This window comes from Micromonospora foliorum, assembly GCF_022229015.1.
Classification (GTDB): domain Bacteria; phylum Actinomycetota; class Actinomycetes; order Mycobacteriales; family Micromonosporaceae; genus Micromonospora; species Micromonospora foliorum.
In genome coordinates, this window is sequence record NZ_JAKKFF010000212.1 from 1 (window position 1) to 8,727 (window position 8,727).

General features: G+C 71.6%; 8 protein-coding genes and 2 tRNA genes. 7 read left to right on the top strand and 3 right to left on the bottom strand.

Annotation, left to right across the window (positions count from 1 at the left end):
• From PSH25_RS16395 to PSH25_RS16420, 6 genes are all read left to right on the top strand, one after another.
• Positions 1-554 (top strand): DUF3566 domain-containing protein (locus PSH25_RS16395; protein WP_238659912.1); only part of this gene is annotated, 554 nt, incomplete at its 5' end.
• 151 nt (positions 555-705) lie between these two features.
• Positions 706-779: transfer RNA gene (locus PSH25_RS16400), tRNA-Ile, on the top strand.
• A 42-nt stretch (positions 780-821) separates the two neighbouring features.
• Positions 822-950 carry a DLW-39 family protein gene (locus PSH25_RS16405; RefSeq protein ID WP_209444550.1) on the top strand — a complete coding sequence of 43 codons (129 nt, stop codon included), beginning with the start codon at positions 822-824 and terminating at the stop codon, positions 948-950.
• Positions 951-992: 42 nt separating this feature from the next.
• Positions 993-1,068 (top strand) — tRNA-Ala (locus tag PSH25_RS16410).
• 35 nt (positions 1,069-1,103) lie between these two features.
• Positions 1,104-1,412: a hypothetical protein gene (locus PSH25_RS16415; protein ID WP_238659913.1), complete on the top strand. Its 309-nt coding sequence runs from the start codon at positions 1,104-1,106 to the stop codon at positions 1,410-1,412.
• An 80-nt stretch (positions 1,413-1,492) separates the two neighbouring features.
• On the top strand, positions 1,493-1,912 hold the full coding sequence (locus tag PSH25_RS16420) for a CBS domain-containing protein (RefSeq protein ID WP_091396513.1): 420 nt from the start codon (positions 1,493-1,495) through the stop codon (positions 1,910-1,912).
• A gap of 133 nt (positions 1,913-2,045) precedes the next feature.
• On the opposite strand, the gene PSH25_RS16425 is transcribed toward PSH25_RS16420, so the two are convergent.
• A complete protein-coding gene (locus PSH25_RS16425; protein ID WP_238659914.1) occupies positions 2,046-2,846 on the bottom strand; it encodes an MBL fold metallo-hydrolase in 801 nt (266 codons plus the stop codon).
• Between the two features lie 98 nt (positions 2,847-2,944).
• The gene (locus PSH25_RS16430) at positions 2,945-3,703 is read right to left on the bottom strand and encodes a TetR/AcrR family transcriptional regulator C-terminal domain-containing protein (RefSeq protein WP_238659915.1); all 759 of its coding nucleotides are present in this window, start codon (positions 3,701-3,703) and stop codon (positions 2,945-2,947) included.
• A gap of 109 nt (positions 3,704-3,812) precedes the next feature.
• Here PSH25_RS16430 and PSH25_RS16435 point away from each other — a divergent pair, with 109 nt between their 5' ends.
• Positions 3,813-5,012, top strand: coding sequence for a DUF418 domain-containing protein (locus tag PSH25_RS16435; RefSeq protein ID WP_238659916.1), 1,200 nt, complete (start codon positions 3,813-3,815; stop codon positions 5,010-5,012).
• 91 nt (positions 5,013-5,103) lie between these two features.
• On the opposite strand, the gene PSH25_RS16440 is transcribed toward PSH25_RS16435, so the two are convergent.
• Positions 5,104-8,727 (bottom strand): HAD-IC family P-type ATPase (locus PSH25_RS16440; RefSeq protein ID WP_238659917.1); only part of this gene is annotated, 3,624 nt, incomplete at its 5' end.

An 8,727-nucleotide genomic window follows, 5' to 3' on the forward strand; every position in this document is an offset into this window, starting at 1 on the left:
CCGAGCTGACCGACGTACGCGCTGCGCGCACCGCGTCACCGACGCGGGCGGCACCGACGGCGGACGCGTTGCCGATCCCCGGTGGCCTGCCACCGGGGATCGGCAACGCGTCCGCCGTCGGGGCCGCCCGCGTCGGTGACGCGGTGCGCGCAGCGCGTACGTCGGTCAGCTCGGCCGCCTCCCGTGGGCCGCGCCGGGCCCGGCTGAACCTGAAGCGGATCGACCCGTGGTCCGTGATGAAGTTTGCATTCGCGGTGTCGGTGGTGCTCTTCATCGTCGTGGTGGTCGCCACCTCGGTGCTCTACCTGGCGCTGGACGCGATGGGTGTGTTCGAGAGCGTCAACGGGAGCCTGAGCGATCTGGTCAACGCCGGCGGCGGGCAGAGCACCAGCGGCTTCCAGATCACCGCCAAGGGCGTGATTCTCAGCTCGGCGCTGATCGGGCTGGTCAACGTGGTGCTGTTCACCGCGCTGGCCACGCTGGGCGCGTTCGTCTACAACGTCTGCGCCGACCTGGTCGGCGGGATCGAGCTGACTCTCGCCGAGCGGGACTGAGTGACCGGGACGCCGGGGCACCGCGGAAAGCGGTCGCTCCGGCGTCCCGTACTCGGGTAGGTTTTGCAGGCGGCGACGGGCCCGGCTCGCAGGCGCGGACCCCGATTTGGGGCCGGCAGAGCGGATGGGTTAATCTTGCTCGTCGCAACGCGGGGCTATAGCTCAGTCGGTTAGAGCGCAGAGCTGATAACTCTGAGGTCGATGGTTCGATTCCATCTAGCCCCACCGCATGTCGTCCGACGGTAGTCGAGCTTGAGGGGTTGCCCCATGTTCAAGAAGCTGCTGATTCTGGCTGGCGTCGTCGGTGTGGCCGCCGTCGTGTTCAACAAGATCAAGGCATCGAACGACGAGCGCGCCCTGTGGCACGAGGCGACCACCGCGCCCGACCTGCGCTGACGTTCGGCCCAGCGACGAGCGATCGTCGCCGCGGCCACTCACGGGGCCCTAGCTCAACTGGCAGAGCACTGCCTTTGCAAGGCAGGGGTTAGGGGTTCGAGTCCCCTGGGCTCCACCAGCACTTTCCCGTTTGCCAGCTGCCATGATCCATGGATGAGCGAACAGTCACCGGCAATCACCATGCACATCTACTGCCGGGTCGACGTGATCGTCACTGATCCCTCTGCCGTGACCGGCCACGCGGTTGCCGATCTGCGTGCTGCCCACATCGACTGGTCCACTGAGGAGGACGACGTCGACACAGCCGCCGAGGAGTTGGGGGCCGATCTCACCGCCTCGCTGGCAAGCCTCGCGGACATCAGCCGGCTCGTCGACGACATCCCTGGTGTGGAGTTCAGAGGCGGCCACTGCTGGGCCGAGCGGGGCCCGGCCCGGGATCCTTTCCACGCCGACGAGCGGTAACAGCACAGCAGGCGGCATGGCGGTGACCGACCGGGGTAGGAGAAACGGCAACAACCCCCCGGAAGTGAGGTGTCAGACCAATGCCTACGGCACGCGAGATCATGACGAACGACGTGACCTGTGTCCGCGAGCAGGACGACCTGAAGTCGGCCGCGAAGCGGATGGCCGAGCTGGGGGTCGGCGCTCTGCCGATCTGCGGCGACGACAACCGACTCAAGGGCATGCTGACCGACCGCGACATCGTGGTGAAGGTGCTGGCCGAGGGCCGCGATCCGGCCAACGTGACGGCCGGTGAGCTGGCCCAGGGCGAGGCGGTGACCATCGGCGCGGACGACGACGCGGCCGAGATCCTGCGGACGATGGGTCAGCACAAGGTACGCCGACTGCCGGTGATTGATGGCCACGAGCTGGTGGGCATCGTGGCGGTGGCCGACGTGGCCCGATCCCTCCCGGAGCGTCCCGTGGGTGACCTCATCGAGGCCATCTCCGAGCGCAGCTGACCATCACGCCTGCAATGATCGCCGCCGCCGGTTCGCCGGGCGGCGGCGATTCGCGTAGGCCGGCGGTCCACCCTGGCAGGTCGGGTGGGCTACACCGCTCTTGGTCAATCGGTCACCGAAACCGGCGATGCGGTCAGGCGGCCGGAGTGAGCGGGACGGTCTCGCCGCGTGCGATGGTGCGGACCTGCTTTGCCCAGCCACGGCGGCGGGCCTCGTCTACGAAGTGCGCCAGCGGGGAGCGGAACACCGGGTAGTCGTCGTAGTGGATCGGCACGGTCAGCTGCGGACGGATCAGCTCCACCAGGTCCGCACCCTGGCGGGCGTCCATGGTGAGCAGGATCCCGGCGACCTTGGTGCCGCCGAGGTGAATCAGCATCGCGTCGATGTCCGGAAAGCGTTCGGGGATGGCGCTGAGCAGCGGCTGGTTGAGGGTGTCGCCGGTTACGTAGAGCCGGAACTCCCGCCGCCCGGAGCGCTCCACGTCGATCATCGTGCCCATCACGTCGGGCATCAGCCGGTCCAGTGCGCCGGGACCGTGCTGCCCGGGCATCGAGGTCAGGCGCAGGGTCGTACCGTCGCGCTGCAGCTCCCGGGACGACCACGTCGGCAGGCCCTGGGCGGCCCGGAAGCCCCAGCGACGTAGCTTTCGTTCCGCCGCGGGGGTGGTGACGATGGGCAGCTCACGGTCCAGCTCCCGACGGGCCACCCGGTCGAAGTGGTCGCCGTGCAGGTGGGAGAGGACCACCGCGTCCAGGTCTGGGAGCTGGGCGATCCGCAACGCCGGGTCCGTGCGTCGGCGCGACCACAACCCCTTGCCCAGGTACGCCCGTTGACCCCGGTGCAGGAAGTTCGGGTCGGTCAGCAGGGTGAAGCCGCCGATCCGCAGCACCGTCGTCGCGGTACCGATGAACGTCACCTGCGGTTGCTCCGCCATCGTGCCCACCTCCTCCGGCTCCGGTACCCCGGTGAGCCGTGGGCATGCGGCTCAGCCGCTGGCGCCGCTGACGAACCGGCCAGAGCCCGCAGGTGGGCTCAGGGGTCGGAGCGCGCGATCCGGACGGCGACGCCGTCGAGGATCAACTCCAGCCCGAGGGAGAAGTCCGCGTCGGCGATCGCCTCGTCGGGGGTGTCGGACGGTGGCGCCTCGAACAGCGTCGAGGAGAACAGCCGGGCTGTCTCGGGGAAGCGGTCGGGGTTGACGAGTCGCGCCAGCGCCCGGCCGTAGTCGCGTTCGGCGTCGGCCTGACCCTGGCCTGCCGCCCTGCCCTCGGCGAGTTCGCCGTACTGCCGTACCGACTGGACCACGTAGCCGCTGATCAGTGACATCGCACCGATCTTGTGTGCCCAGTCCAGGAGGGTGTCGGACATGACCGCCAGCGCGGCCTCCATCCAGGCGATCTGGTGCGGACCGGAGGGCGGTCCGGCGGCGGGCACGCGCGTCAGCCACGGCCGACGCTGGAACACCGCGCGGTGCGCGAAGGCCCAACGGCGTAGCCCTTCCCGCCAGTCGGGGGCGGCGATGTCCGGCGGTGGGCCCAGTGCGGCGTCGGCCATGAGGGCGAGCAGTTCGTCTTTGGAGCCGACGTGCCGGTAGAGCGACATGCTCGTGAAGCCGAGGCTCTTGGCGACCTTGGGAAGCGTCACGCCGTCGAGCCCGTCGCGGTCGGCGATCTCCACCGCCGCGGCGACCACCACGTTGACGTCGAGGGACGCGGGCCGTCCGAGACGCGACGACTCTGACATCCCCCACAGCCGGCGCAGTGGCGCCGGAACGAAATCGTCGCTGGTCATGGGCTCCCACGTTCGCCCCGGAAGGTTACGTCCACATCATGACAGACAGCATTAGTGTACGAGTGATACTTTCTCTTTGAAACTAATGTCGAGTCACGGGGAGACGGCCATGAGCGTTGACACCGCACCGCGGACATCGAGAGGGCCGGTGCTGCGCGCCGAGCGTGCCCTCGCGCCCGACCTGGCCCGGGGAGCGATGCTGCTGATCATCGCGCTGGCCAACGTCGCCGGAGTCGTCTTCGCCGGCGAGCCCGGTCTCGACGCAACGCCGGAAGGCGTCGACCGCGGCCTCAACTTCCTGCTCTTCGAACTCGTCCACGCCCGCGGCTATCCGGTCTTCGCGGTGATGTTCGGCTACGGCCTCGTCCAACTCGCCCGCCGCCAGGACGCCTCCGGTGCCACGGCGAAGCAGGTCCGCTCCGTGCTGTTGCGTCGTAACCTCTGGCTCGTCGTGTTCGGGTTCGCGCACGCCGCGTTGCTGTACTACGGCGACTTCCTCGGCGCGTACGGGATCGTCGGGATCGCGATGACCCTGTTGCTGCTGCGCCGCGGCGACAGGTTCCACCGCGTCGTGCTGGTGCTCTGGGCGCTGGCGGCGGTCGAGATGCTGGTCATCGGCGCCATGGTGGTGAGCGGCATCGTCGGCGGGCCGGGCGGGTCGGCGGCGCTGCCGTCGGGCCACGTCGACTCTCTCGCCGCGCCCGGCTACGTCGCGTCCGTGCTGGACCGCCTCGGCGAATGGCCTGTGCACACGCTGACCGTCCTGCCCTTCATCATGATCGCCTGGCTGGGCATTTGGGCTGCTCGCCGCCGTGTCCTCGAAGAGCCGGCCCGACACCGGACCCTGCTCACCTGGACTGCAGCCCTCGGCCTTGGCGTCGCAGTCGTCGGCGGCCTCCCGGCAGCCCTTGTCAGTGCCGGATGGCTGCACGTCGACGAGTCGGCCGCCAGTCTGATGCTGCTGCTCCACGGGGCCAGCGGCATGTTCGCCGGACCGGGTTACGTGGCCGTCTTCGGCCTGATCGCCATGCGAGTCACCCGATCCGGCCCGGTCGTCGGCGCTCTCGCAGCCCTGGGCCAGCGTTCCCTGTCGGGATATCTGTTCCAGTCCGTGGCCTGGCTCGTCCTCCTGGCGCCCTTCACGCTCGCCCTCGGCGACCGGTTCGGCAGCCCCACGGTGACCGGTCTGATCATCGCGGTGGCCGTCTGGCTCGCCACCGTCCTGATCGCGCGTCAGCTCGACAAGCGCAAGCAGCCCGGCCCCGCCGAGATCGTCCTGCGCCGCCTGACCTACGGGCCACGGACGTGATCGCCGCCGCATGAAGCCGCCTCGGTGCTGGTGGGTCGTGGACCACCAGCACCGAGGAATCGGCTTTCCATCCGGCACCGCGCGCCGCCGGTCAGTCGGCGGAACCACCGTCCGCCGCAGGCTCGGCACCGGATCCGGTCCGGTTGGGGTGGGCCTCCGGGAGGCGTTCCATCAGCTTCGTGAGCGCGCCGTTGGCGAAGGTCGCGCCGAGCGCCGACCCGGCCCCGATGGTCCAGCCCACCGGCCCGAGCGGGGTGCAGCCGAAGAACTGGCTCACCCCCGGCGTCTGCACCACCACGACCAGCACACCCAGTGACACCGCCGTGGAGGCCAGCACGGCCGGGCTGGTGCCGCCGGCCAGGATGGTCTGCCCGAGTTGGGTGCCGACCAGGGACACCAGGGCGACGGTGCCGGCCCGTTGACGGCGCCCGGTGTAGCGGGCCAACGTCCAGCCCGCGGTCGCGCCCAGCGTGGTGGCTGCCGCCCGCAGCCCGATCTCCCTGGTGAGGCTCTCACCGAGCGCCGTGTCCGGGCCCTCCCGGAGCAGCGCGTCGGTGCGGTCCGACGCGGGTGGCCGGACCGCGATGGCCAGCGCCGGTGCCAGGTCGGTGAGCAGGTTGACCAGCAGCAGTTGTCGTCCGGTGAGCGCGGAGCGGCCGGTCGCCGCGGCGGTGAGCACACTGAACGCGATCTCGCCGAGGTTGCCGCCGACCAGGATGCTGAGCGCGTGCCGCACCGACGACCACATCGCCCGTCCTTCGATCAGGGTCGCGATGATGGTTTCCAGTCGATCGTCGGTGACCACCAGGTCGGCGGCGGCGCGGGCGGCCGGGGTGCCCCGTTGGCCGAGGGCGATGCCGACGTCGGCCAGCCGGATCGCCGGCGCGTCGTTGGCACCGTCGCCGGTCATCGCCACGGTCCGGCCGCACTTCTGCAACGCCTGGATGATCCGCACCTTGTGGGCCGGGGTGCAGCGGGCCACCACATCGGTGTTGGCCAACCGCTCGGCGAGCGCGTCGTCGTCCAGTTGGTCGAGTTCGCCGGCGGTGACCACCCGCTGTTCGTCGTGCTCGCTGATGGTGGCGGCGATCGCCTCGGCGGTGGCCGGGTGATCACCGGTGATCATGATGGTGTGCACGCCGGCCTGCCGGATCCGGCGTACCGCCGGAGCGGCGCTCTCCCGGACACCGTCCGCGAGGGCCAGGAAGCCCACGAAGGTCAGCCCTCGAACGTCCCCGTCGGTCACCTTCGGGTCGTTCACCGGGCACTCCGCGACGGCCAGGATCCGGTTTCCCGCCCCGGCCCGGTCGGCGAGCATCCGCTCCAGCTCGGCACGACCGGCGTCGTCCAGCGGCTCCTGACGACCGTCGGTGCGCCGGGACGAACAGCGCGGCAGCACCGTCTCCGGAGCGCCCTTGACGCTCAACAACAGCTGACCGTCGGTCTGGCCGATGCTCGCGTGGTAGCCGCGGGACGGCTCGAACGGCAGCCCTCCGGCAGCCCGCCACCCGGCGGCGCCGGTCTGCTCCACCACCCCGGCCTCACCGGCACCCCGCCGGACCGCCCGGTCGGTCTGCAACGCCAACTCCTCCGGATTCTTCGCGGCGGGGGTGGCCCGCAGCGCCGCGGCCAGCGTCATCCGGAGTCGGTCGTCCAACCGGTCCAGCGGGGCGTACCGGTCGCCTACGCCGTCGCCGACCCCGGCGAGCAGCAGCTTGCCCTCGGTGAGGGTGCCGGTCTTGTCGAAGCAGAGCACGTCCACCCGGCCCAGTGCCTCGATGGTGCGCGGGTTGCGGACCAACGCGCCGTGCTCGGCCAGCCGCCGGGCGGCGGCCAACTGCGCCGCACTGACCAGGAACGGCAGCCCCTCCGGCACCGACGCGACGGCGAGGTTCGCGGCGGTCGCCGCCGTTTCGGCCAGGGGTACGCCTCGAAGCAGACCCGCGCCGGCCACCGCCACCGCGGAAGCGGCCGCCACCGGGATGGCGGCGCTGGTCAACGAGCCGAGCCGAGCCTCCACCCCACTGGTCGGGGGTGCCTGCCGTACCAACGCCAGGCTGCGTCCGGCTTCGGTGTCGTTGCCGGTCGCCACCACCACGGCGGTGCCGTGCCCGGCGGCGACGGTGGTGCCGTCGTAGAGCATCGAGTGCCGGTCGGCGATGGCGGCGGCGACCACCGGTCGGTTGGACTTGGCGACCGGCAGCGACTCGCCGGTCAGCGACGACTCGTCGGCCTCCAGGCCCACCGACTCGAGCACCCGGCAGTCGGCGGGCACCGAGTCGCCCGGTTCGAGGGTGATGACGTCCCCCGGGACCAGGTCTTCGGCGGCGAGAACCTGCTCGGCGCCGTCCCGACGGACCCGTGCGGTCACCGCCGACCGCGACAGCAGCGCCGCCAGCGACCTCTCCGTGTTGCGCTCGTGCACCGCCCCGATCAGGGCGGACCCACCGACCACGCTGCCCACCAGCGCGGCGTCGACAAGCGAGCCGAACGACGCGGAGAGCACCGCCCCGGCGACCAGCACCGGAGTGAGCGGGTTGGACAACTCGTCCACGAAGGCGCGCAGCAGCCCACCACCTCCGGGTGCGGCGCCGCCGTTGTCGCCGGTGCCGTGGCGTCGGCGCTGCGCTTCGGCGCTGGCCAGCCCGTCCGGGGTGGAGCGTAGGTGGTCGAGCACGGTGCCGACGGGCATGAGGTGCCATGCGGTTGTCACCGGCGCCGGGGCGTCCGACTGGTCGTGCAACCGGCGGGCCTGCCAGACCCCGTTGGCGAAGGCCAGCCCGGCCGCGCCGTTGACCGCCACGAGCGCCCGGTGCGGCAGTTGGGGCGGTGGGGCCGTGAACGCGCCCAGCGCCCCGAGACCGGTGCCAGCCATGGCCAGCCTGATGTTCTGCTGAGCCGTGCGCCGGGCCACCCCGGTCGCCTCGATCACCAGCGCCACCACCCGCAGGTCGGCGCCGACCAGCAGGTGCGCGCCCCACGGCGGCAGTTCCTCCGGCGCGGCGAACCCGAGACCGCAGTCGGACGCTCCGAGCGCCTTCCGGTCCGCGGAAACCAGCATCACCACCGCGCCGTCGCGCTGCAACGTGCGTACCGACTCGGCCAACTGGTCCCCGCCGGGCAGCATCGCGTCGGCGAAGCCGTACCGCTGCTCGTCACCGCCGGCGACGATCAGCCGCAGGCCAGCGTGTCGGGCGGCGGCGGGCAGGCCATCGACGCCCGGCGCCGGTTCCGGTTCGACCCGCAACAGGGCGGCGAGCCGGTCGCCGTGGGCGAGGCCGAGGAGTTGGCCGCCGGCGGAGCGCAGCCGGGCCGCGTCCGGGATGTCGTCCGGGTCGCTCGCGGGCATCCGGTCCAGCGGCCCGAGCCGCCAGCCGTCCGCCGCATGGGAAGCGGCCGGGTCGTCCGGGTCGAACAACGCGAAGGCCCGCTCGGCCACCTGGTCGACGTCCGCGTCGGGCGCCGGCGCCAGATCGGCCAGTACGCCCCGGTCCGAGCCGAGCACCGCGGCGTCGAGCACGAGCGTGTCGATCCGGTCCAGTTCCCGCAGCACACTCCGGTCCATGGCGATCACGCCGCGCCGGGCCAGCATTCGGCCGAGCTGAGCCGCGTACCCCTCGCGGCCACTGCCGGGCGCCTTGGGTAGCGCGGACAGGCCCAGCGCGATGGCCCGCTTCGGCCCGGCGAACGGCGCCGCCGCCGCGCCGGCGGCCGC

Bases quoted from the DNA above. Each gene is read 5' to 3' on its own strand.
- PSH25_RS16405 (WP_209444550.1), top strand. From the start codon at position 822: ATGTTCAAGAAGCTGCTGATTCTGGCTGGCGTCGTCGGTGTGGCCGCC.
- PSH25_RS16415 (WP_238659913.1), top strand. From the start codon at position 1,104: ATGAGCGAACAGTCACCGGCAATCACCATGCACATCTACTGCCGGGTC.
- PSH25_RS16420 (WP_091396513.1), top strand. From the start codon at position 1,493: ATGCCTACGGCACGCGAGATCATGACGAACGACGTGACCTGTGTCCGC.
- PSH25_RS16425 (WP_238659914.1), bottom strand. From the start codon at position 2,846: ATGGCGGAGCAACCGCAGGTGACGTTCATCGGTACCGCGACGACGGTG.
- PSH25_RS16430 (WP_238659915.1), bottom strand. From the start codon at position 3,703: ATGACCAGCGACGATTTCGTTCCGGCGCCACTGCGCCGGCTGTGGGGG.
- PSH25_RS16435 (WP_238659916.1), top strand. From the start codon at position 3,813: ATGAGCGTTGACACCGCACCGCGGACATCGAGAGGGCCGGTGCTGCGC.